Source organism: Pseudomonas sp. 2822-17 (genome assembly GCF_002742485.1).
GTDB lineage: Bacteria > Pseudomonadota > Gammaproteobacteria > Pseudomonadales > Pseudomonadaceae > Aquipseudomonas > Aquipseudomonas cyclaminis.
Window position 1 is genome coordinate 93648 of the sequence record NZ_LJRZ01000766.1, and the last position, 21141, is coordinate 114788.

General features: G+C 59.7%; 21 protein-coding genes. 10 read left to right on the plus strand and 11 right to left on the minus strand.

Going from position 1 to position 21141, the window contains the following annotated elements:
- The 4 genes from rng (at position 1) to tldD (ending at position 7720) form a co-directional block, all read left to right on the plus strand.
- A complete protein-coding gene (rng, locus tag AOA60_RS28030; protein ID WP_099587109.1) occupies positions 1 to 1458 on the plus strand; it encodes a ribonuclease G in 1458 nt (485 codons plus the stop codon).
- A 76-nt stretch (positions 1459 to 1534) separates the two neighbouring features.
- The gene (locus tag AOA60_RS28035; protein WP_099587110.1) at positions 1535 to 5350 is read left to right on the plus strand and encodes a YhdP family protein; all 3816 of its coding nucleotides are present in this window, start codon (positions 1535 to 1537) and stop codon (positions 5348 to 5350) included.
- Positions 5351 to 5412: 62 nt separating this feature from the next.
- Entirely contained in the window at positions 5413 to 6261 is an 849-nt protein-coding gene (locus tag AOA60_RS28040) for a carbon-nitrogen hydrolase family protein (RefSeq protein WP_099587111.1), read from the plus strand.
- Between the two features lie 16 nt (positions 6262 to 6277).
- Complete coding sequence (tldD, locus tag AOA60_RS28045; protein WP_099587112.1) at positions 6278 to 7720, plus strand: metalloprotease TldD; 1443 nt, start codon at positions 6278 to 6280, stop codon at positions 7718 to 7720.
- Positions 7721 to 7765: 45 nt separating this feature from the next.
- Here the strand turns inward: tldD and yjgA are convergent, their stop codons facing one another.
- A complete protein-coding gene (gene yjgA, locus AOA60_RS28050) occupies positions 7766 to 8287 on the minus strand; it encodes a ribosome biogenesis factor YjgA (protein ID WP_017138246.1) in 522 nt (173 codons plus the stop codon).
- A 108-nt stretch (positions 8288 to 8395) separates the two neighbouring features.
- Here yjgA and pmbA point away from each other — a divergent pair, with 108 nt between their 5' ends.
- The 6 genes from pmbA to AOA60_RS28080 all read left to right on the plus strand — a co-directional run bounded on the left by pmbA (position 8396) and on the right by AOA60_RS28080 (position 13841).
- A complete protein-coding gene (gene pmbA / locus AOA60_RS28055; protein ID WP_099587113.1) occupies positions 8396 to 9742 on the plus strand; it encodes a metalloprotease PmbA in 1347 nt (448 codons plus the stop codon).
- A 142-nt stretch (positions 9743 to 9884) separates the two neighbouring features.
- Entirely contained in the window at positions 9885 to 10280 is a 396-nt protein-coding gene (locus AOA60_RS28060; protein ID WP_099587114.1) for a FagA protein, read from the plus strand.
- A 183-nt stretch (positions 10281 to 10463) separates the two neighbouring features.
- Complete coding sequence (locus tag AOA60_RS28065; RefSeq protein WP_099587115.1) at positions 10464 to 11846, plus strand: aspartate ammonia-lyase; 1383 nt, start codon at positions 10464 to 10466, stop codon at positions 11844 to 11846.
- 26 nt (positions 11847 to 11872) lie between these two features.
- Complete coding sequence (locus AOA60_RS28070) at positions 11873 to 12301, plus strand: hypothetical protein (RefSeq protein ID WP_099587116.1); 429 nt, start codon at positions 11873 to 11875, stop codon at positions 12299 to 12301.
- 1 nt (position 12302) lies between these two features.
- The gene (locus tag AOA60_RS28075) at positions 12303 to 12914 is read left to right on the plus strand and encodes a superoxide dismutase (protein WP_099587117.1); all 612 of its coding nucleotides are present in this window, start codon (positions 12303 to 12305) and stop codon (positions 12912 to 12914) included.
- A 33-nt stretch (positions 12915 to 12947) separates the two neighbouring features.
- Positions 12948 to 13841, plus strand: coding sequence for a ZIP family metal transporter (locus tag AOA60_RS28080; protein WP_099587118.1), 894 nt, complete (start codon positions 12948 to 12950; stop codon positions 13839 to 13841).
- 21 nt (positions 13842 to 13862) lie between these two features.
- On the opposite strand, the gene AOA60_RS28085 is transcribed toward AOA60_RS28080, so the two are convergent.
- The 10 genes from AOA60_RS28085 to AOA60_RS28130 all read right to left on the minus strand — a co-directional run bounded on the left by AOA60_RS28085 (position 13863) and on the right by AOA60_RS28130 (position 20886).
- A complete protein-coding gene (locus AOA60_RS28085; RefSeq protein WP_003216108.1) occupies positions 13863 to 14135 on the minus strand; it encodes an HPr family phosphocarrier protein in 273 nt (90 codons plus the stop codon).
- A gap of 16 nt (positions 14136 to 14151) precedes the next feature.
- On the minus strand, positions 14152 to 15009 hold the full coding sequence (rapZ, locus tag AOA60_RS28090; protein WP_099587119.1) for an RNase adapter RapZ: 858 nt from the start codon (positions 15007 to 15009) through the stop codon (positions 14152 to 14154).
- Positions 15010 to 15011: 2 nt separating this feature from the next.
- Positions 15012 to 15476 carry a PTS IIA-like nitrogen regulatory protein PtsN gene (ptsN, locus tag AOA60_RS28095; RefSeq protein ID WP_099587120.1) on the minus strand — a complete coding sequence of 155 codons (465 nt, stop codon included), beginning with the start codon at positions 15474 to 15476 and terminating at the stop codon, positions 15012 to 15014.
- Between the two features lie 12 nt (positions 15477 to 15488).
- A complete protein-coding gene (raiA, locus tag AOA60_RS28100) occupies positions 15489 to 15794 on the minus strand; it encodes a ribosome-associated translation inhibitor RaiA (RefSeq protein ID WP_099587121.1) in 306 nt (101 codons plus the stop codon).
- Positions 15795 to 15869: 75 nt separating this feature from the next.
- On the minus strand, positions 15870 to 17363 hold the full coding sequence (locus tag AOA60_RS28105) for an RNA polymerase factor sigma-54 (RefSeq protein ID WP_099587122.1): 1494 nt from the start codon (positions 17361 to 17363) through the stop codon (positions 15870 to 15872).
- A gap of 197 nt (positions 17364 to 17560) precedes the next feature.
- Positions 17561 to 18286: an LPS export ABC transporter ATP-binding protein gene (gene lptB, locus AOA60_RS28110; protein ID WP_004372092.1), complete on the minus strand. Its 726-nt coding sequence runs from the start codon at positions 18284 to 18286 to the stop codon at positions 17561 to 17563.
- Positions 18286 to 18819, minus strand: a complete 534-nt coding sequence (gene lptA, locus AOA60_RS28115; protein ID WP_027604809.1) for a lipopolysaccharide transport periplasmic protein LptA — start codon at positions 18817 to 18819, stop codon at positions 18286 to 18288. Before lptA ends, lptB begins: the two co-directional genes overlap by 1 nt.
- Positions 18806 to 19378: an LPS export ABC transporter periplasmic protein LptC gene (gene lptC / locus AOA60_RS28120; protein ID WP_099587123.1), complete on the minus strand. Its 573-nt coding sequence runs from the start codon at positions 19376 to 19378 to the stop codon at positions 18806 to 18808. Before lptC ends, lptA begins: the two co-directional genes overlap by 14 nt.
- A gap of 8 nt (positions 19379 to 19386) precedes the next feature.
- Entirely contained in the window at positions 19387 to 19911 is a 525-nt protein-coding gene (locus AOA60_RS28125; RefSeq protein ID WP_058414321.1) for an HAD family hydrolase, read from the minus strand.
- Positions 19912 to 20886 (minus strand): KpsF/GutQ family sugar-phosphate isomerase, encoded by a 975-nt coding sequence (locus AOA60_RS28130; protein WP_099587124.1) that lies wholly within the window; start codon positions 20884 to 20886, stop codon positions 19912 to 19914.
- Positions 20887 to 21141: the final 255 nt, after the last annotated feature.

The window sequence follows — 21141 nt, forward strand, 5'->3', positions numbered from 1 at the left end:
ATGAGTGAAGAGATTCTGATCAATATCACGCCGATGGAATCGCGCGTGGCGGTGGTAGAGAACGGTGTTCTGCAAGAAGTGCACGTCGAGCGCACCCAAAAGCGCGGGATCGTGGGCAATATCTATAAAGGCAAAGTCGTGCGGGTATTGCCGGGGATGCAGGCGGCATTCGTCGACATCGGCCTGGACCGCGCTGCGTTTATCCATGCTTCGGAAATTTCCCTGCGTGAAGGGCCGACGGTAGAAAGCATCAGCGCCCTGGTGCATGAAGGGCAGAGCCTGGTGGTGCAAGTCACCAAGGACCCCATCGGTTCCAAAGGCGCACGCCTGACCACCCAGTTGTCGATTCCGTCGCGTTACCTGGTGTATATGCCGCGTACCGCCCACGTCGGCATTTCCCTGAAAATCGAAGATGAAGCGGAGCGCGAACGCCTGAAAAAGGTGGTCAGCGACTGCGTGGCCGCCGAAGGCATCAAGGAGGCCGGCGGTTTCATCCTGCGTACTGCCGCTGAAGGCGCGGGTGCTGATGAAATCCTGATGGACATCCGTTACCTGCGGCGCCTGTGGGACCAGATCGGCGCGCAGATCAAGACCATCGGCGCGCCAAGTGTCATCTATGAGGACCTGGGCCTGGCCCTGCGCACATTGCGCGATCTGGTCAGCCCCAAGATTGAGAAAATCCGCATCGACTCGCGGGAAACCTTCCAGCGAACCACGCAATTTGTGGCCGAGCTGATGCCGGAAATTGCCGACCGCCTGGAACACTACCCCGGCGAGCGGCCGATCTTCGACCTGTATGGCGTCGAAGACGAAATCCAGAAAGCCCTGGAACGCAAGGTGCCGCTCAAGTCCGGCGGCTATCTGGTGGTAGACCCGGCGGAAGCCATGACCACCATCGACGTCAACACGGGCGCTTTCGTTGGTCATCGCAACCTCGAAGAGACAATCTTCAAGACCAACCTCGAAGCGGCCACCGCGATTGCGCGCCAACTGCGCCTGCGCAACCTGGGCGGCATCATCATCATCGACTTCATCGATATGGAAGACGAAGATCACCAGCGTCAGGTGCTGCGCACCCTGGAAAAACAACTGGAGCGCGATCACGCCAAGACCAACATCATCGGTATAACCGAGCTGGGCCTGGTGCAGATGACCCGCAAGCGCACCCGCGAAAGCCTGGAGCAGGTGCTGTGCGAGCCGTGCAGCAGTTGCCAGGGTCGCGGTAAGTTGAAGACCCCCGAAACGGTTTGCTACGAGATTTTCCGGGAAATCTTACGGGAGGCACGGGCTTATCAGGCTGAAGGTTATAGAGTCCTCGCCAACCAGAAAGTGGTCGATCGCCTGCTGGACGAAGAGTCCGGTAACGTTGCCGAGCTGGAGGGGTTTATCGGCCGCACGATCCGTTTCCAGGTTGAAACCATGTATTCCCAGGAACAATACGACGTGGTGCTGCTCTGATCCCCATTCGCTTTCTTTCTTCGAGACGGGCAGACCTTGATCTGCCGTCCGCCTACTGCCTTGAGGGTCGCCTGACATGGAGCGTCTGATACGCTTTTTTGCCGCTTTGACCCGTTGGGGCCTGGGCCTCTGTGCCTTGCTGCTGGTATTGGCTGCGGTGTATGTGAGCCTGGGTCGTGAATTGACCCCGCTGGTGGCTGAATACCGCGCCGAAGTCGAAGCCAAGGCCCAGGCGGCGGTGGGCATGCCACTGCACATCGGCAGCCTTGAAGGGCGCTGGAGCGGTTTTGCACCGGTGCTGCTGGCCCATGATGTGATGGTCGGCGAGGGCAGCAGCGCCTTGCGCCTGGATCAGGTCGAGGTGGTGCCGGCTATCTGGGACAGCCTGATGGCGCGTGAGGTGCGTCTTTCGCACCTGCAGGTCAGTGGCCTGCAACTGAGCGCCAAGGAAGACAAGGACGGCCAATGGGCGCTTCAGGGCCTGCCGGTGCAGGACGATCAGCCGCTGGATCCGCAGCAGTTACTCAAGCGCATGCAGATGGTCAAGCGCGTGTCCTTGCTCGACAGCCAGGTCACCTTGCAACCGTTCGATCAGGCACCGGTCACATTGACCTACGTGGGCCTGAGCTTGCACACCGGCATCACCCGTCAACGCCTGGACGCACGCCTGACCTTGCCGGACGGCCAGCCCCTGGCGCTCAGCCTGCGCAGCCGCATTCGTGCCAGTCAATGGAAGGACGCTGAGATTCAGGCCTACCTCAGCCTGCCGCAGAGCGACTGGGCCAAGTGGATCCCGGCCAGGCTGACCCAGCAGTGGACACTTTCGCAGTTCAAGGCCGGCGGTGAGTTCTGGCTGAACTGGAGCAAAGGCACTGTGCAAAATGCGGTGGTACGTCTCAACTCGCCACAGCTGAAGGGCCGCTACGCCGAGCGCAAGCCGGTGCACATCGAAAACCTTGCCCTCACGGCTTACCTGCAACGCAGTGATACCGGCCTTAAGGTGCTGTTTGATTCGCTGGCGATGAGCCTGGGCGAAACCCGTTGGGAGTCGCGCCTGCAATTGCAGCAGACCCTGGCCACCGACAAGGCGCAGGAAGTCTGGAAGCTGCAGGCGGACCGCCTCGACCTGACCCCGATCACGCCGTTGCTCAACGCCCTGGCGCCGCTGCCCGAAGGTTTCGCCAAGACCCTCGAACATCTGAAGGCCACCGGCCTGCTACGTAATGTGCTGGTGGATTTTCGCCCTGAGGACACCACCGATCAAAAAGTCAGTTTTGCCGCCAACCTTGAGCGGGTCGGCTTCGACGCCTATTTCGGCGCACCGGCGGCGCGAAACGTGTCCGGCAGCATCAGCGGGGACCTTGGCGGTGGCGAGTTGCGCATGGACAGCAAGGATTTTTCCCTGCATCTCGATCCAATCTTCGCCAAGCCCTGGCAGTACCTTCAGGCCAATGCGCGCCTGACCTGGAAGCTGGACAAAGAAGGCTTCACCCTGATCGCCCCGTACATCAAGGTGCTGGGAGAAGAGGGCAAGATCGCTGCGGACTTCCTGATCCGCCTGCATTTCGACCACAGCCAGGAAGACTATATGGACCTGCGGGTCGGCATGGTCGACGGCGATGGGCGTTTCACTGCCAAGTACCTGCCAGCGGTGTTGAGCCCAGCACTGGATGAGTGGTTGCGCACGGCGATTCTCAAGGGCGCGGTGGATCAAGGTTTCTTCCAGTACCAGGGTTCGCTGAACCACGACGCGTTGCCGGCTGCGCGCAACATCAGCTTGTTCTTCAAGGTGCATGACGCCGAATTGGCGTTCCAGCCGGGCTGGCCCCATGTGAGCAAGGTCAAGGGTGAGGTGTTTGTCGAAGAGACCGGCGTGCGCATCCTGGCCAGCAAGGGTCAGCTGCTGGATACCAAGGTCAATGACATCTACGTCAATATTCCCCACGCACCGTCCGGCAAGGAAAGCCATCTGCTGCTCACGGGTGGTTTTGCCGGCGGCTTGGGTGATGGGCTGAAGATTCTCCAGGAAGCGCCGATTGGCACTGCTTCCACCTTCGCGGGCTGGAAAGGCGAAGGTGACCTGCAAGGCAAATTGGACTTGGACGTTCCGCTGGCCAAAGGCATCGAGCCCAAGATCGTGGTGGATTTCCAGACCGACAATGCGCGCCTGCAACTGGCTGAGCCAACCCTTGACCTGACCCAGCTCAAGGGCAACTTCCGCTTCGACAGTGCCAAGGGCCTGAGTGGCGAGAAAATCACGGCCCAGGCGTTTGATCGGCCGATCACTGCGCAGATTTTTGCCGACGGCAAACCGGGCAATATCAGCACCCGTGTCGCCGCCAGGGGGCAGGTGACGGTCAAGCGGTTGACGGATTGGTTGAAAATCAGCCAGCCGTTGCCGGTGTCCGGCGATATCCCGTACCAGTTGCAACTCAACCTGGACGGTGCCGACAGCCAACTAATGGTCAGCTCCAACCTCAAGGGCGTTGCAGTGGACCTGCCGGCGCCGTTCGGCATGCCAGCCAGCCAGGGGCGTGACAGCGTGTTCCGCATGACCTTGCAGGGCGCCGAGCGCCGCTACTGGTTTGATTACGGCGAGCTTGCCAATTTCACCTTTGCCGCGCCGCCGGACAAATTCAATGATGGCCGTGGCGAGTTGTTCCTCGGCGATGGCGACGCCGTGCTGCCCGCCGCCAAGGGCTTGCGTATTCGTGGGGTGCTCTCGGAGCTGGACATCGACCCATGGAAAAAACTGGTCAACCGGTATGCCGGCAACGACCCGGGTGGCAGTGCAAAGCAACTGCTCAGCGGTGCCGACTTCAAGATAGGCAAACTCACCGGTTTGGGCACTCAGTTCGATCAGGTCAGTCTGCAGTTGGACCGAAAACCCGCCGCCTGGGGCATGCAGTTCGACAGCCAGCAGGCCAAGGGCAGCGTCAGCTTGCCGGATGCCAAGGGCGCGCCGATTGCAGTCAACCTGCAATACGTAAAATTACCCGCGGTGGACCCGACGGTGCAGGCTGATGAAAACGCGCCGGACCCGTTGGCCAGCATTGATCCAAAAGACATTCCGGCGCTGGATATCGCCATTGCGCAACTGTTCCAGGGGCCCGATCTGGTGGGTGCATGGTCGCTGAAAATCCGTCCAACCACCAAAGGCCTGGCTTTCAGCGATCTGGACCTGGGCCTGAAGGGCATGCAGCTCAAGGGCGCCGGCGGATGGGAAGGCGCTGCGGGGGCCAGCAGCAGTTGGTACAAAGGCCGTCTGGACGGCAAGAACATCGCCGATGTGCTCAAGGGCTGGGGATATGCGCCCACGGTCACCAGCGAAGACTTCCATCTGGATGTGGACGGACGTTGGCCGGGTTCGCCGGCTTGGGTCGGGCCGAAGCGCTTTTCCGGTAGCCTGGATGCAGCGTTTCGCAAAGGCCAGTTTGTTGAAGTGGAAGGGGGTGCCCGGGCGCTGCGCGTGTTCGGCCTGCTCAACTTCAACTCCATCGGGCGCCGCCTGCGGTTGGATTTCTCCGATCTGCTCGGCAAGGGGTTGAGTTACGACCGGGTCAAAGGCCTGCTGGCAGCGAGCGATGGTGTGTTCGTCACTCGTGAGCCGATCACGCTGACCGGGCCGTCGAGCAACCTGGAACTCAACGGTACTTTGGACCTGGTGGCTGATCGCGTCGATGCCAAGCTGTTGGTGACATTGCCGGTGACCAACAACCTGCCGATCGCAGCGCTGATCGTCGGCGCGCCCGCCATTGGCGGGGCGTTGTTCCTGATCGACAAGCTGATCGGTGACCGTGTCTCGCGTTTTGCCAGCGTCCAATACAAGGTGGAAGGGCCGTGGAAGGATCCAAAAATCACCTTCGACAAGCCATTTGAAAAACCAAACTGAGAGCCTGCGGAGTAGCATGGGGCTCTTTTTTTTTGGTGAATGTCCATACGGAGTGTCGGCCCATGTCCTTCGCGGTAATTCAAATGGTCAGCCAGAGCGACGTGCTGGCCAATCTGGCCCAGGCTCGGCGCTTGTTGGAACAAGCCGCCACGGGCGGGGCCAAGCTGGCGGTGCTGCCGGAAAACTTTGCCGCCATGGGTCGCCGCGACGTGGCGGACATCGGTCGCGCCGAGGCTCTGGGCGAAGGTCCGATCCTGCCATGGTTGAAACAGGCCGCCCGCGACCTCACCTTATGGATAGTGGCTGGCACATTGCCGTTGCCGCCTGACGGTCAACCCCACGCCAAATCCAATGCCTGCTCACTGCTGATCGACGATCGCGGCGAAATCGTCGCCCGTTACGACAAGCTGCATTTATTTGATGTGGATGTGGCGGATGCCCGGGGTCGCTATCGGGAGTCCGACGACTATGCTTTCGGGAGCAATGTGGTGGTGGCGGACACACCGGTCGGCCGTTTGGGGCTGACGGTGTGCTACGACCTGCGCTTTCCCGAGCTGTACAGCGAGCTGCGTGCGGCGGGGGCTGAATTGATTACCGCACCCTCGGCCTTTACCGCAGTGACCGGTGCTGCGCACTGGGATGTGCTAATACGTGCGCGAGCCATTGAAACCCAGTGCTATGTGCTGGCGGCCGCCCAAGGCGGTGTGCATCCGGGGCCAAGGGAAACCCATGGTCATGCCGCGATTGTCGACCCGTGGGGGCGTGTGCTGACACAACAGGATCAAGGCGAAGCGGTGTTGCTGGCCGAGCGCGATAGCAGTGAACAGGCGTCGATACGGGCGCGCATGCCGGTGGTCAACCATCGGCGCTTTTTCTCGCAGGGCGCACAGCGACCTGCCTCAGAACGATGAATTTAAGGCCAAACCTATGAGCGAGTTGTTGTCCTCAGTCAGTGAACACCTCCTGGCACCCGGTGGCGTGACCATCGAAAGCTTGCAAACCGTGCTGGGCGATCTCGCCGGGCCTGGCATCGACGCCGCCGACTTGTATTTCCAGGGACAGATTTCCGAATCCTGGGCCCTGGAAGACGGCATCGTCAAGGAAGGCAGTTTCAACCTCGACCAGGGTGTCGGCGTGCGGGCGCAATCCGGTGAAAAGACCGGTTTTGCCTACAGCAATGCAATCACCCTGGAGGCGCTTGGCCTCGCCGCCCGTGCGGCGCGTTCGATCTCCCGCGCCGGCCAGAATGGCACGGTGCAGGCGTTCAGCACTCAGGACGTGGCCCAGTTATACGCGCCGGATAACCCACTTGAGGTGATCAGCCGGGCGGAAAAAGTCGATCTGCTCAAGCGTATCGACGCAGCCACCCGTGCCCTGGACCCACGTATCCAACAGGTCACCGTGAGCATGGCCGGTGTGTGGGAGCGAATCCTTGTCGCGTCCACTGACGGCGGCCTGGCGGCGGATGTGCGGCCGTTGGTGCGCTTCAACGTCAGCGTGATCGTCGAGCAGAACGGTCGCCGCGAGCGCGGCGGGCATGGCGGCGGCGGGCGAACGGACTACCGTTATTTCCTCACCGAAGACCGTGCGATGGGCTATGCCCGCGAAGCACTGCGCCAGGCGCTGGTGAACCTGGAAGCCATTCCGGCCCCGGCGGGTACGCTTCCGGTGGTACTGGGTTCGGGCTGGTCTGGAGTGTTGCTCCACGAAGCCGTGGGCCACGGCCTCGAAGGTGACTTCAACCGCAAGGGCAGTTCTGCCTACAGCGGGCGCATGGGCGAGATGGTTGCGTCCAAGCTCTGCACCATTGTCGATGACGGCACCTTGGCCGGTCGTCGTGGCTCGTTGAGCGTCGATGACGAAGGCACACCTACTGAATGCACCACCTTGATTGAAAACGGTGTGCTCAAGGGCTACATGCAGGACAAGCTCAATGCCCGCCTGATGGGTGTGGCGCGCACCGGTAACGGTCGCCGTGAGTCCTACGCGCACCTGCCGATGCCGCGCATGACCAACACCTATATGCTCGGTGGCGAAAGCGACCCGGCGGAAATCATCGCCTCGGTAAAACGCGGTATCTACTGCGCCAACCTCGGCGGCGGCCAGGTGGATATCACCAGCGGCAAGTTCGTGTTCTCCACCAGCGAGGCGTATCTGATCGAAGACGGCAAGATTACCGCGCCGGTCAAAGGGGCGACATTGATTGGTAACGGGCCGGAAGCCATGAGCAAGGTATCGATGGTCGGCAACGACCTGGCGCTGGACAGCGGCGTGGGTATGTGCGGGAAAGATGGTCAGTCGGTGCCGGTCGGTGTGGGCCAGCCAACGCTGAAAATTGATGCGATCACCGTGGGTGGCACGGGGTCGTAAGGGATGGAGCTTCGGGTGGCGAAGATCGCCACCCGGGGAAGGGCATCAACGCAGTCCGCGTTGAGTCTCGTCCAGCTCACGGATGTATTTGAAGATTTTACGGCTGGTGGCTGGCGCCTTGTTATGCGCCTGCTCGTGCTGGGCTTGACGGATCAGGGAGCGCAGTTGCTGGCGGTCCGCATCCGGGTAGTCCAACACGAATTTCTCCAGCACGGCGTCATCGCCCGAGATCAGGCGGTCACGCCAACGTTCCAGGTTATGGAAACGTTCGTTGTACTGGCGAGTGGAGGCATCGGTTTGATCGAGCAAGGCCAGAATGGCGTCAGTGTCCTGATCGCGCATGAGCTTGCCGATAAACATGATGTGCCGTTTACGCGCGATATTCGCGGTGTGCTTGGGTGCGTCTGCAAGCGCCCGGCGCATTTCGTCGGTCAGTGGCAGTTTTGCAATCAAGTCTTTCTTGAGCGTTGTAAGGCGCTCGCCAAGGTCAACCAGAGCATGCAGCTCACGTTTGACCTGGGTTTTGCTTTTCTCCCCATCGAGGGAGTCGTCGTAAGAATCAACCATGGTGGCAGTCCGCAAAGAAACGCCGCCATGATAACCAGTCGGGGGCCGCTTGTCCGGCCCGGTCGCTCGATGGCCTTAACCGAAAGCAGAATTTGAGTGGAGAAAACCATGAGTGCAGCCCAAAGCGTCGGTCCGCAAGCGTTACCGGCACTTCAGGAACAAGTCGAGCAGATCCTTGCCGAGGCCAAGCGCCAGGGGGCCAGCGCCTGTGAAGTCGCGGTGTCGCTGGAGCAAGGGTTGTCGACGTCGGTGCGTCAGCGGGAAGTGGAAACCGTCGAATTCAACCGCGACCAAGGCTTTGGTATCACCTTGTACTCGGGGCAGCGCAAAGGCTCGGCCAGTACCTCTGCCAGTGGCCCGGAAGCGATCCGCGAGACGGTTGCAGCCGCGTTGGCGATTGCCAAGCACACCTCTGAAGATGAGAGCTCAGGTCTGGCAGACAAAGCGCTGATGGCCAAGGACTTGAAGGACTTCGATCTGTTCCACGCCTGGGACATCACGCCTGAGCAGGCCATTGAGCTGGCTCTGACCTGTGAAGCCGCCGCGTTCGACGCTGATGCCCGCATCAAGAACGCAGATGGCACCACATTGAACACGCACCAGGGTTGTCGCGTATACGGCAACAGCCACGGGTTTATCGGCGGATATGCGTCCACTCGCCACAGCCTCAGCTGCGTGATGATTGCCGAGGCCAATGGCCAGATGCAGCGTGATTACTGGTATGACGTGAGCCGCCAGGGTGAATTGCTGGCCGACCCGGTCAGCATTGGCCAGCGCGCTGCACAGCGTGCCGCGAGCCGCCTGGGTGCGCGCCCGGTGCCTACCTGCGAAGTACCGGTGCTGTTTTCGGCGGAGTTGGCGGGCGGTTTGTTTGGCAGTTTCCTGGGGGCGATCTCCGGCGGCAATCTGTACCGCAAGTCGTCGTTCCTGGAAGGTGCAATCGGCCAGAAGCTGTTTCCCGAGTGGCTGACCATCGATGAGCGCCCACACTTGATGCGCGCCATGGGCAGCTCGGCGTTCGATGGCGATGGCCTGGCCACGTATGCCAAGCCGTTCGTCGAGAACGGTGAGTTGGTTTCCTACGTGTTGGGCACCTACTCAGGCCGCAAGCTCGGCCTGCCAAGCACGGCCAACTCCGGCGGCGTGCATAACCTGTTCGTGACCCATGGCGACGAAGACCAGGCGGCGCTGTTGCGGCGGATGGGACGTGGCCTGCTGGTGACCGAGTTGATGGGCCACGGCCTGAATATGGTCACCGGGGATTATTCCCGTGGCGCGGCGGGCTTCTGGGTGGAAAACGGCGAGATCCAGTTCGCCGTCCAGGAAGTGACCATTGCTGGCAATATGCGCGATATGTTCAAGCAGATTGTTGCGGTGGGTAATGACTTGGAACTGCGCAGTAATATCCGCACAGGCTCGGTATTGATCGAGCGGATGACTGTCGCCGGCAGCTGATCTACGCGTTACAAAAAAAGCGTGCTATCTCGTCGGTAGCGCGCTTTTTTTATGCCTTCTCGAAAACGGATTACTGTGTCAGCGTTGCTTTGATTCTCAATATCATTTAATAATAAATATCATTACCGAATGAGTGTGGATCATGAGTTCTGTCCTGCATGAGGATCCGTATCTGGAAAGCTGGCGCTGGATGAGTCGTCAGATTCGCTGCGGCCTCGATCCCAATGAACCTCGCCTGATCGAACATTACCTCAATGAGGGTCGATACCTGGCGTGTTGCACCGCAACCCATCCTTGGACGATCGCCGAAACGTCATTCCGCCTGTTGATCGACACCGCCAGTGATATCGCCTTGCCGTGGCATTGGCGATCCACCTGCCTGGACCAGGCTTGGCGCCCGCTGCGCGATCTGGAAAAACTCTCCCACTGTGCCTGTCGCCTCAAGCGCTGGCAGACCTTTGCCTGGCAATTGGCGACCTGCCAATTGCTGCCTTCCCTTTCTGTTTCTGACCTGGTGCAAGGATCCTCCGATGATTAGGGTCTGCCATCACTTATTTCCTGTGCCGCGCCGGGCCTGCGCGATTGCAGGCCCGGCCCTTCGGGTTGTGTCTGAAAGCGGGCCAGGCTGCGTTGCAGTCCTTGGCAAGGGAACAACCATTACCAGCGGACTGCGCCTTGCCTGGCCCGCTTTCAGACCTCAACGCGACACAGGAAATAAGTGATGGCAGACCCTAACACCCGTATCGAACGCGACAGCATGGGCGAACTGCAAGTACCTGCCGAGGCACTGTATGGCGCACAGACCCAGCGCGCGGTGAATAACTTTCCGATCAGCCACCAACGCATGCCGGCGCAGTTCATTCGCGCACTGATCCTGGCAAAGGTTGCTGCCGCCAAGGTTAATATCGACCTCAAGCAAATCAGCGAAGGGCAGGGCAAGGCCATCGTCGATGCTGCCCAAGGTCTGCTGGAAGGCGACTTCATGCAGCACTTCCCGGTGGATATCTTCCAGACCGGTTCCGGCACCAGTTCCAACATGAACGCCAACGAAGTGATTGCGACCCTCGCCAGCCGTCTGCTCGGCGAGGCGGTCAACCCGAACGATCACGTCAACTGCGGCCAAAGCAGCAACGACATCATTCCTACAACCATCCACGTCAGTGCGGCGCTGGTATTGCACGAGCAAACGCTGCCGGCGCTGTTGCACCTGGTGCAGGTGATCGAGCATAAGGCTGAAGAAGTCCACCCGTTCATCAAGACCGGCCGCACGCATTTGATGGACGCCATGCCAGTGCGTATGAGTCAGGTACTCAATGGTTGGGCGCAGCAACTCAAGGCCAATATCGGTCATCTACAAGACCTGCTGCCAAGCCTGCAGGCCCTCGCCCAAGGCGGCACTGCGGTGGGCACGGGGATCAACGCGCACCCGGAATTCGCGGCGCGTTTCAGTCAACAGCTCAGCAGCCTGACGGATGTGAAATTCACCCCGGGCAAAAACCTGTTTGCGCTGATTGGCTCCCAGGACACGGCCGTGGCTGTTTCCGGCCAACTGAAAGCTACCGCCGTATCGTTGATGAAAATCGCCAATGACCTGCGTTGGATGAACTCCGGCCCACTCGCCGGCCTGGGTGAAATCGAGCTGGAAGGCCTGCAACCGGGTTCTTCGATCATGCCCGGCAAGGTCAACCCGGTCATCCCGGAAGCGACTGCCATGGTGGCTGCCCAAGTCATCGGCAATGACACGGTGATCACTGTTGCCGGCCAATCCGGCAACTTCGAGCTGAACGTGATGCTGCCGATCATCGCCCAGAACCTGCTCAGCAGCCTCGAACTGCTGGCCAACGCCAGTCGCCTGCTGGCGGACAAAGCCATCGCCAGCTTCAAGGTCAATGAGGCCAAGCTCAAGGAAGCGCTGTCGCGCAACCCGATTCTGGTCACCGCGCTCAACCCGATCATTGGTTACCAAAAGGCTGCTGAAATCGCCAAGAAGGCCTATCAGCAAGGCCGTCCTGTGATTGATGTCGCCCTTGAACACACCGACTTGCCCCGTAGCCAACTGGAAATCCTGTTGGATCCGGAAAAGCTTACGGCCGGCGGCGTGTAATCACCGACTCTGCTTTGGAGGCTCATATGGAGCACTGGAAACGCACGATCGAACGGGCTAATCGCTGCTTTATGCAGGGCGAACTGGTCGACGCTCGCGAGGCCTATTTGCAAGCCCTGGCCCTGGCTCAAGTGTTGTTCGAACGCTGGGCAGATGCCGACGAAGCAGTGGCGGCCTGCGTCATTTCACATCACAACCTGGCGGATCTGCACTTGCGCCTGAATCAGCCTGAGGAAAGCGCCGAGTACCTCTGCGCCATTCACCAGCGCTTGCTGCAGACCATGCAGGACGCGCGCTTGAGCCCGCAACTGCGGGAAGCGGCCCTGCGCCAGAGCAGCAAGACTTACGTCGAACTGTTGAATTTCATCAGCGATCACGGCGAATACCCGCGCACCCATCGCTTGCTGGGCGGTACTGCGGCGCAACCGACCACGCCTCAATACGGAGTACATTGATATGACTTACACCTTGCCTGCCTTGCCTTATGCCTACGATGCCCTGGAACCGCATATCGATGCGCAAACCATGGAAATTCACTACACCAAGCATCACCAGACCTACATCAACAATCTTAACGCCGCGGTCGAGGGCACCGAGTTCGCCGACTGGCCGGTAGAAAAACTGGTGTCCAGCGTGCAGCAACTGCCGGAAAAACTGCGCGCAGCGGTGATCAATCAAGGTGGCGGCCACGCTAACCACTCGCTGTTCTGGGCGGTGATGTCACCTCAGGGGGGCGGTAAGCCTGAAGGCGCGCTGGGCAAGGCAATTGACGAGCAAGTCGGTGGTTTTGAAAGCTTCAAGGAGGCTTTCACCAAAGCTGCGTTGACCCGCTTCGGCAGCGGTTGGGCCTGGCTGAGCGTTACCCCGCAAAAGACCCTGATCGTGGAAAGCAGCGGTAACCAGGACAGCCCGTTGATGAACGGCAACACGCCGATCCTCGGCCTCGACGTGTGGGAGCACGCTTACTACCTGCGCTACCAGAACCGCCGGCCGGAATACATCAATGCCTTCTACAGTGTTATCAACTGGCCAGAAGTTGCCGCACGCTATCAGGCTGCTTTGGCCTGACATTGACCTCCTTAACAAGATCTAAGGCCGACTATGGGCACTGAAACACTGGCGATCGGCAGCGTGCGGATGTTTCGTTATGCACTGGGCTCGCTGCTGCTACTGGCAGGTACTGCATTGCTGGTGGCCCACGGGCTGGCCTGGCTGGACCTGCAACCGCGTATCTTGCGCGCCTTGCAGGGCGGTGCGATCTGCGCGCTCGGCACCGCGCTGGGCGCGGTTCCTGTATTGGTGATTCGGCGGATGCCGGTGGCCGTGAGCGATACCTTGCTGGGCTTTGGGGCGGGCGTGATGTTGGCCGCCACCGCCTTTTCGCTGGTGGTGCCAGGCATCGCCGCTGCCGAAAGCCTGGGGCTTACGCCCTGGGGGGCGGGCGGGTTGATTAGTTTCGGCATCATGTCAGGGGCATTCGGACTGTATCTGGTTGACCGCAAGGTCTCCGGCGCCAGTCCGGAAATGTTGGTGGGCACGCCGGATAAACCGGTGATCCCGCCGCGAATCTGGCTGTTCGTGTTCGCCATCATTGCCCACAACATCCCCGAAGGCATGGCGGTTGGCGTCTCGGCGGGCGGTGGCATGCCGGATGCCGATAGCCTGGCCATGGGCATTGCCTTGCAGGATGTGCCCGAAGGTCTTGTGATTGCGTTGGTGTTGGCCGGGGCAGGCATGTCGCGGGCCAAGGCGTTTCTGATTGGCGCTGCGTCAGGCTTGGTGGAGCCGGTGTTTGCCGTGCTCTGCGCCTGGTTGGTGAGCCTTGCTGAAGTGCTGTTGCCCTTGGGTTTGGCATTGGCCGCTGGGGCGATGTTGTTGGTGGTGACCCATGAGGTCATCCCTGAGTCACGGCGCAATGGCCATGAAAAACTCGCCAGTCTGGGATTGTGTATCGGGTTTTGTTTGATGATGGTGATGGATACGGCGCTAGGTTAACCCCGCTCCTGTAGGGTGAGTTTACTCACCCTCATCAAAGAAGTTATTGATCAGTGCCACCAGGGCATCCATCGCTTCCTGTTCCTGTTCGCCTTCCGTTTTCAAGTGAATCTTGGTGCCCTTACCGGCCGCCAGCATCATCATTGCCATGATGCTTTTGCCATCGACCATGCTTTCCGGTGTACGCCCTGCCCTGATCTGACAGGGGAACTGCCCGGCAACGCCGACAAATTTGGCTGAGGCGCGGGCGTGCAGGCCCAGCTTGTTGATGATTTCAATTTCCAGAGCGGGCATCGCGAAGGTGTTCCTTTCAGCTGAGGTCGCGGTGGCGAACCTGGACGTTCTTGAGGGTTTGTTGCAGTACCTGGCCCAGGCGCTCGGTCAGGTATACGGAGCGGTGGTGACCACCGGTGCAGCCAATGGCAATGGTGACATAGGCCCGGTTGCTGGCGGCAAAGCGCGGCAGCCATTTGAGCAGGTAACTGGAGATGTCCTGAAACATCTCCTCCACATCCGGCTGCGCGGCCAGGTACTCGGCTACGGGTAGATCCAGCCCTGACTGGTCACGCAATTCCGGTTTCCAATAAGGGTTGGGCAGGCAGCGCACGTCAAACACGAGGTCCGCATCCACTGGCATGCCGCGTTTGAACCCAAAGGACTCGACAAGAAACGCCGTGCCAGGCTCCGGCTGATTCAGCAGGCGCAGCTTGATGGCATCGCGCAGTTGATACAGGTTAAGGCTGGTGGTGTTGATCTTGAGGTCGGCGAGGTCAATGATCGGCCCCAACAACTTGGTTTCATCCTCGATGGCTTCGGCCAGGGAGCGGTGGGGGCTGCTGAGCGGGTGGCGCCGGCGGGTTTCGGAGAAGCGCTTTAACAGCGTCTCTTCGTCGGCATCGAGGTACAGCACATCACAATGGATGTGCTTGGCGCGCACTTCTTCCAGCAATTCCGGGAATCGCGAGAGGTGGCTCGGCAGGTTGCGGGCGTCGATCGAAACGGCAACCAGGGGTTGCGCCAGTTCGGTGTGGATCAGAGCACGTTCCGCCAGCTCCGGCAGCAGGCCGGCAGGCAGGTTGTCGATGCAATAGAAGCCATTGTCCTCAAGAACGTTGAGGGCGGTGCTTTTACCCGAGCCGGAGCGGCCGCTGACGATGATCAAACGCATGGTTACTGCCCGTTTTGCTCATCCAGGACAACTTGGTACAGCGCCTCGTTGCTGCTGGCACTGCGCAGTTTGTCGCGTACTTCCTTGCGGTCAAGCGTGCTGGCGATCTGCCGAAGCAGTTCCAGGTGCGCATCGGTGGCGGCCTGCGGGACCAGCAGAACAAACAGCAGGTCGACCGGGGCACCGTCGATGGCGTCGAAATCGATAGGGGCGTCCAGGTGCAGCAGGGCGCTGACAGGTGTTTCGCAGCCTTTGAGGCGACAGTGAGGAATGGCGATGCCGTTGCCAAAACCGGTCGAGCCGAGTTTTTCACGGGCAATCAGAGCCTCGAAGACATCTTGCATCTCCAGCTCAGGCACTTGGCTGCTGATCAGGTTGGCAATTTGTTCGAGGGCTTTCTTCTTGCTGCCGCCCGGCACGTTCACGAGGGAACGGCCGGGGGTCAGGATGGTTTCAAGTCGGATCATGGGTTGGGGGTGTTAGCGGCCAGTGCCATTAAGAAGGCTCTGCTGCTTTTCCTTATGCTTTTTAAGTTGGCGGTCAAGCTTGTCAGTCAAGGCATCAATTGATGCATACATGTCCTCATGCTCGGCATTGGCGACTACTTCGCCACCGGGAATCTGCAGGGTCGCCTCAACTTTCTGCTGAAGCTTGTCGACCTTCATGATGACTTGCACGTTGGTGATTTTGTCAAAATGCCCCTCCAGGCGTTTCAGCTTCAGCTCGACATACTCGCGCAGGGGAGGGGTGACTTCTACATGGTGTCCACTGATGTTGACTTGCATACAGCTTCTCCTTCGTTGCCAGTGCATAAAGCGACGGGTAGGAATACCCGTCACTGGAACGCTGTGGCCCGCCCGTCACATCAAACGCTTGCGCTCGCTGGAAGGCGCGATCCCAAGGGATTCGCGGTACTTGGCGACGGTTCGACGGGCGACCTGAATGCCTTGTGCCTCCAGTAAACCAGCGATCTTGCTGTCACTCAACGGCTTTTTCTGATTTTCCGCAGCAACCAGTTTTTTGATGATCGCGCGGATCGCCGTTGACGAGCATTCGCCGCCTTCGGAGGTGCTTACATGGCTGGAGAAAAAATATTTCAACTCATAAATACCCCGTGGGGTATGCATGAATTTTTGCGTGGTCACGCGTGAAATTGTCGATTCGTGCATGCCTACCGCCTCGGCGATGTCGTGCAGGACCAGAGGCTTCATTGCTTCGTCGCCGTATTCCAGGAAGCCGCGCTGATGCTCGACGATCTGGGTGGCCACTTTCATCAAGGTTTCGTTGCGGCTCTGCAGGCTCTTGATGAACCAGCGGGCTTCCTGCAGCTGGTTGCGCATGAAGGTGTTGTCGGCACTCGTGTCGGCCCGGCGTACAAAGCCGGCATATTGCGGGTTGACCCGCAGGCGCGGCACAGACTCCTGGTTCAGCTCAACCAGCCAGCGCTCGTTGTCTTTGCGCACGATTACATCGGGCACCACGTACTCGGCTTCGCTCGACTCGATCTGCGAGCCCGGACGCGGGTTCAGGCTTTGCACCAGTTCGATGACCTGGCGGAGGTCGTCTTCCTTGAGCTTCATGCGACGCATCAGTTGGCTGTAGTCGCGGCTGCCCAGCAGGTCGATGTAGTCGGTAACCAGGCGCTGGGCCTCAGCGAGCCATGGCGTCTTGGCGGGCAGCTGGCGCAGTTGCAACAGCAAGCATTCGCTCAGGGTACGGGCGCCGATGCCGGCCGGCTCGAACTGCTGGATGCGGTGCAGCACCGCTTCAATTTCGTCCAGCTCAATGTCCAGTTCCGGGTCGAAAGCCTCCAGAATTTCTTCGAGCGTCTCGTCCAGGTAACCCTGGTTGTTGATGCAGTCGATCAAGGTGACGGCGATCAGTCGATCGGTATCAGACATCGGTGCGAGGTTCAGTTGCCACAGCAGATGGCTCTGCAGGCTTTCACCGGCGGAGGTGCGGGTGGTGAAGTCCCACTCGTCATCGTCGTTGCTGGGCAGGCTGCTGGCGCTGGTCTGATAGACGTCTTCCCAGGCGGTATCTACTGGAAGCTCGTTGGGGATGCGTTCGTTCCAATCGCCTTCCTCCAGGTTGTCCACCGTAGGGGCAGTTTCCTGATAGGACGGTTCCTGCACGTCCGCGTTGGGTTTTTGCTCGATGTTGTCGGCCAACGGGTCTGCGTTATCGAAGTCGTCGCCTTCTTCCTGGCGTTCGAGCATCGGATTGGACTCCAGGGCCTCCTGGATTTCCTGTTGCAGGTCCAGGGTCGACAATTGGAGCAGGCGGATGGCCTGTTGCAGCTGCGGTGTCATCGTCAGCTGCTGGCCCATTCTCAGGACTAGCGATGGTTTCATGGCAGGGGCTTAACACCTTATTCGCCGGCGCAATGCGCCATCCACGACAGGGCGCGTGAGCGCCAAACATAAGCAAATTATATGCCTGATATCGAGGGCTTTGCCTAGAGCGCGGTAACAATAAAAAACCGGAGGTTCTTATTGACTCCCGCGCATCGGGCAAACGACCTGCCACCGCCTTGTTATTACAGGCGGGTTTACAGGCGAAACTCGTGACCCAGGTACACTTCCTTGACCAGTTCATTGGCCAGGATGGTGGCGGAGTCGCCCTCGGCGATCAGTTGTCCATCGTTGACGATATAAGCGGTTTCGCAGATATCGAGGGTCTCACGCACGTTGTGGTCGGTGATCAGTACACCGATGCCCTTGGCCTTGAGGTGATGGATGATCTGCTTGATATCGCCAACCGAGATAGGGTCGACACCTGCAAACGGTTCGTCCAGCAGGATGAACTTGGGGGCAGTGGCCAGGGCACGGGCGATTTCCACGCGACGCCGCTCACCACCGGACAGGCTCATGCCAAGGTTGTCGCGAATGTGGTTGATGTGGAATTCCTGCAGCAGGCTTTCCAGTTCCTGGCGGCGGCCGTCACGGTCCAGTTCCTTGCGGGTTTCAAGGATGGCCATGATGTTGTCGGCAACCGACAGTTTGCGGAAGATCGACGCTTCTTGCGGAAGATAACCGATACCGGCGCGGGCACGACCGTGCATTGGCTGGTGGCTGACATCCAGGTCGTCGATCAGTACGCGACCCTGATCCGCCTGGACCAGGCCGACGATCATGTAGAAGCATGTGGTCTTGCCTGCGCCGTTGGGGCCGAGCAAGCCGACGATCTGGCCGCTGTCGATCGACAGGCTGACGTCGCGCACGACCTGACGGCTTTTATAGGCCTTGGCCAGATGCTGGGCTTTCAGGGTTGCCATTACTCGGCCTTCTTCTTCGGCTGGATAACCATGTCGATACGCGGACGCGGTGCGGTCACCTTGCTGCCATTGGCGCGGCCGGCGTTGGCGATCTGTTTCACGGTGTCATAGGTGATCTTTTCACCTTCCGTGGAGTTGCCATCGGGGCTGAGCACCTTGGCCTGGTCGATCAGCACAATGCGATTCTGCTGCGCGTGATACTGGATGGTCTTGCCGTAGCCCTTCATCGGGCCGGTGTCGGTCGCGGACTGCTTCTGTTCGAAGTAAGCCAGGTTGCCAACCGAGGTCACGACGTCGATATCACCGGCTTGGGTGCGCGTCAGTGTCACGGTATTGCCGGTGATTTTCATCGACCCTTGGGTGATGATCACACCGCCGGTATAGGTGGCAACACCTTGCTTGTCATCGAGTTGCGCATCGTCAGCCGAGATGTGGATCGGTTGCTGGCTATCGTTCGGCAGAGCCCAGGCGCTCACGCTTCCCAGTGCTGCGCCCAAACCGAGCAAAATAGGGAGAGTTTTAACGAGCCTCATACTGTCCTCTTACGTTCGATAGCAGGTGTATCCTGCTTTCTTTCAAATACGCTTTCATTCCCTTGCCAGTCGATACACCGCCAGCGCCGTCGATTCTAACGTCTTGCTCGGTCTGCGCATATTGCTTCTGCGGGAATACGGTCATGCGACTGCTGGTAATCACCGTGTCGCGGTCTTTTGCGTCCGTGCGTGCAACGCGTACCGAGTCGATCAGCTCTACCTCGGTGCCGTCAGGGTTCACCTCGCCACGCTTGCTGGTGACATGCCACGGAAATTCGGTGCCGCGGTACAGGTTCAGGTCCGGGTTGGTCAGCAGGGTGACTTCGGTGGCCTTCAAGTGTTCGACTTTGTCCGAGGTCATTTCGTACTGCAACTTGCCGTCGGGCAGGAACTGCACGCTATAGGCGTTGGTGGCGTAATAGTCGATAGCCCCTCCGTCGACCTGTGCAGCAGGCTGGTCGAGGAAGCGCCCCGGGCTGATATTCCAGTAGCCCACCGCGAGCAGCAGCGCGGCGATGACCCCGAATAGCAGGAAGTTGCGAATCTTTTTACTCAGCATAAAACGCTCTATAGGTAGGCGGCGTGTGCCGCTTCAAGGCTGCCCTGGGCTCGCAGGATCAGTTCGCAGAACTCGCGGGCCGCACCTTCGCCGCCACGGGCAGAAGTGATGCCATGGGCGTGCTCGCGAACAAACGCCGCCGCATTGGCGACGGCCATGCCCAGGCCCACTCGGCGAATGACCGGCAGGTCGGGCAGATCATCGCCCAAGTAGGCGACCTGCTCATAGCTTAGGTTGAGTTGGCCAAGAAGCTCGTCCAGAACCACCAGTTTATCCTCGCGGCCCTGATACAGGTGAGGAATCCCCAGATTTTGTGCGCGGCGTTCCACAACGGGGGTTTTCCGGCCGCTGATAATCGCGGTCTGCACGCCCGCAGCCATCAGCATTTTGATGCCCTGGCCGTCGAGGGTGTTGAATGTCTTGAATTCACTGCCATCTTCGAGGAAGTACAAGCGACCATCGGTCAGCACGCCGTCAACGTCGAATATCGCCAGCTTGATGTTCTTGCCGCGTTGCAACAGGTCGCTGGTCATTTACATCACTCCCGCACGCAACAAGTCGTGCATGTTCAGGGCGCCGACCGGGTGGTCGTCGCTATCGACCACCACCAGGGCGCCGATCTTGTGGTCTTCCATGATCTTCAAGGCTTCGGCTGCCAGCATTTCAGGGCGGGCGGTCTTGCCGTGCGGGGTCATCACGGCGTCGATGGTCGCCGTATGGATATCGATGGTGCGGTCCAGGGTACGGCGCAAGTCACCGTCAGTGAATACCCCGGCCAGACGCCCGTCAGCTTCCAGGATCACGGTCATGCCCAAGCCCTTGCGGGTCATTTCCATCAGCGCGTCCTTCAGTAACGTGCCGCGTTGGACGTGGGGCAACTCATCGCCCGAGTGCATGACGTTTTCCACTTTCAGCAGCAGACGGCGGCCCAGTGCGCCACCAGGGTGGGAAAATGCAAAGTCTTCAGCGGTGAAGCCCCGGGCTTCAAGCAGCGCAACGGCCAGGGCGTCGCCCATGACCAGGGCTGCGGTGGTGGAGGAAGTCGGCGCCAGATTCAGCGGGCAGGCTTCGTGGGCCACATGAACATTCAGATTCACCTCGGCCGCCTTGGCCAGTGTCGACTCTGGATTGCCAGTGACGCTGATCATCTGGATGCCCAGGCGCTTGATCAGCGGCAGCAGGGTCACGATTTCGTTGGTGGTGCCAGAGTTGGACAGTGCCAGGATGACGTCATCCTTGGTGATCATGCCCATGTCGCCGTGGCTCGCCTCGGCGGGATGCACAAAAAATGCGGTGGTCCCGGTGCTGGCTAGGGTGGCAGCGATCTTGTTGCCGACGTGGCCCGATTTGCCCATGCCGACCACGACAACGCGGCCTTTGCTGGCCAGAATCATCTCGCAGGCGCGTACGAAATCTGCGTCGATATGGGCCAGCAAGCCTTCTACGGCTTCGACTTCGAGGCGGATGGTGCGTTGTGCGGATTGAATAAGGTCGCTGGATTGGCTCATGTCTGAAATCGTATAGCCTGACGAAAAGTCGGCGATTATAGCGGTAATGATCAATTCCCTCACGCAAGTTCGTCAGGCTTTGTTCTTTGGGTTCCTGAGATCGATCCTCAGTAACACAGTCGGCAACGTTTTTTCCCTGTCCTGAAACTGAACTAGCGCCGTTCCGGCCTTGGGCGCGTTGTACCAGCAGTGATATAGTTCGCCGCCAGTTCGGTCCGCCCAGCCCATGAGGCTATCTATATGCGTCGCCGTTGC

Excerpts from the sequence above, each read along its gene's own strand:
- rng (WP_099587109.1), top strand. The coding sequence starts at position 1 with ATGAGTGAAGAGATTCTGATCAATATCACGCCGATGGAATCGCGCGTG.
- AOA60_RS28035 (WP_099587110.1), top strand. The coding sequence starts at position 1,535 with ATGGAGCGTCTGATACGCTTTTTTGCCGCTTTGACCCGTTGGGGCCTG.
- AOA60_RS28040 (WP_099587111.1), top strand. The coding sequence starts at position 5,413 with ATGTCCTTCGCGGTAATTCAAATGGTCAGCCAGAGCGACGTGCTGGCC.
- tldD (WP_099587112.1), top strand. The coding sequence starts at position 6,278 with ATGAGCGAGTTGTTGTCCTCAGTCAGTGAACACCTCCTGGCACCCGGT.
- yjgA (WP_017138246.1), bottom strand. The coding sequence starts at position 8,287 with ATGGTTGATTCTTACGACGACTCCCTCGATGGGGAGAAAAGCAAAACC.
- pmbA (WP_099587113.1), top strand. The coding sequence starts at position 8,396 with ATGAGTGCAGCCCAAAGCGTCGGTCCGCAAGCGTTACCGGCACTTCAG.
- AOA60_RS28060 (WP_099587114.1), top strand. The coding sequence starts at position 9,885 with ATGAGTTCTGTCCTGCATGAGGATCCGTATCTGGAAAGCTGGCGCTGG.
- AOA60_RS28065 (WP_099587115.1), top strand. The coding sequence starts at position 10,464 with ATGGCAGACCCTAACACCCGTATCGAACGCGACAGCATGGGCGAACTG.
- AOA60_RS28070 (WP_099587116.1), top strand. The coding sequence starts at position 11,873 with ATGGAGCACTGGAAACGCACGATCGAACGGGCTAATCGCTGCTTTATG.
- AOA60_RS28075 (WP_099587117.1), top strand. The coding sequence starts at position 12,303 with ATGACTTACACCTTGCCTGCCTTGCCTTATGCCTACGATGCCCTGGAA.
- AOA60_RS28080 (WP_099587118.1), top strand. The coding sequence starts at position 12,948 with ATGGGCACTGAAACACTGGCGATCGGCAGCGTGCGGATGTTTCGTTAT.
- AOA60_RS28085 (WP_003216108.1), bottom strand. The coding sequence starts at position 14,135 with ATGCCCGCTCTGGAAATTGAAATCATCAACAAGCTGGGCCTGCACGCC.
- rapZ (WP_099587119.1), bottom strand. The coding sequence starts at position 15,009 with ATGCGTTTGATCATCGTCAGCGGCCGCTCCGGCTCGGGTAAAAGCACC.
- ptsN (WP_099587120.1), bottom strand. The coding sequence starts at position 15,476 with ATGATCCGACTTGAAACCATCCTGACCCCCGGCCGTTCCCTCGTGAAC.
- raiA (WP_099587121.1), bottom strand. The coding sequence starts at position 15,794 with ATGCAAGTCAACATCAGTGGACACCATGTAGAAGTCACCCCTCCCCTG.
- AOA60_RS28105 (WP_099587122.1), bottom strand. The coding sequence starts at position 17,363 with ATGAAACCATCGCTAGTCCTGAGAATGGGCCAGCAGCTGACGATGACA.
- lptB (WP_004372092.1), bottom strand. The coding sequence starts at position 18,286 with ATGGCAACCCTGAAAGCCCAGCATCTGGCCAAGGCCTATAAAAGCCGT.
- lptA (WP_027604809.1), bottom strand. The coding sequence starts at position 18,819 with ATGAGGCTCGTTAAAACTCTCCCTATTTTGCTCGGTTTGGGCGCAGCA.
- lptC (WP_099587123.1), bottom strand. The coding sequence starts at position 19,378 with ATGCTGAGTAAAAAGATTCGCAACTTCCTGCTATTCGGGGTCATCGCC.
- AOA60_RS28125 (WP_058414321.1), bottom strand. The coding sequence starts at position 19,911 with ATGACCAGCGACCTGTTGCAACGCGGCAAGAACATCAAGCTGGCGATA.
- AOA60_RS28130 (WP_099587124.1), bottom strand. The coding sequence starts at position 20,886 with ATGAGCCAATCCAGCGACCTTATTCAATCCGCACAACGCACCATCCGC.